This window comes from Vogesella mureinivorans, assembly GCF_007644035.1.
Lineage (GTDB): Bacteria > Pseudomonadota > Gammaproteobacteria > Burkholderiales > Chromobacteriaceae > Vogesella > Vogesella mureinivorans.
The window spans coordinates 1-339 of the sequence record NZ_VMTV02001034.1; the positions used below are offsets into that span (position 1 = coordinate 1).

Consider the following 339-nt stretch of genomic DNA (forward strand, 5'->3'; position numbering starts at 1 on the left):
CTGTCGAGCGATGCCGCCGATGCAGTCACCCAGCTCGCCGAACTCAGGCTGGAGCACCGAGATCTCGATGCGGCGATCGAGCGCATGGCGCAGACCCCCGGTACCGACGAGCTGCAGCTGCGGCGCCTGAAGAAGCGCAAGCTGCGCATCAAGGACCTGATCGCCCGGCTGGAGAGCGGGCTGATCCCGGATCTGGATGCCTGAAGGGCCGGGATTCGGGATTCGGGATTCGGGATTCGGGATTCGGGACAGAGCTTAGCGGGCACCGCTGCGTGCAAGGGCGCCTCAGCCTTCACCCACCCGCCCGACACATCGCCTCGTCGATGGCGCGTTTGAGGC

1 protein-coding gene is annotated in these 339 nt (G+C 66.7%); it reads left to right on the forward strand.

The window, feature by feature from the left end; genetic code table 11:
• A partial coding sequence (locus tag FLQ44_RS22620) for a YdcH family protein (protein ID WP_206209109.1) occupies positions 1-204 on the forward strand: 204 nt, incomplete at its 5' end.
• Between the last annotated feature and the right edge of the window lie 135 nt (positions 205-339).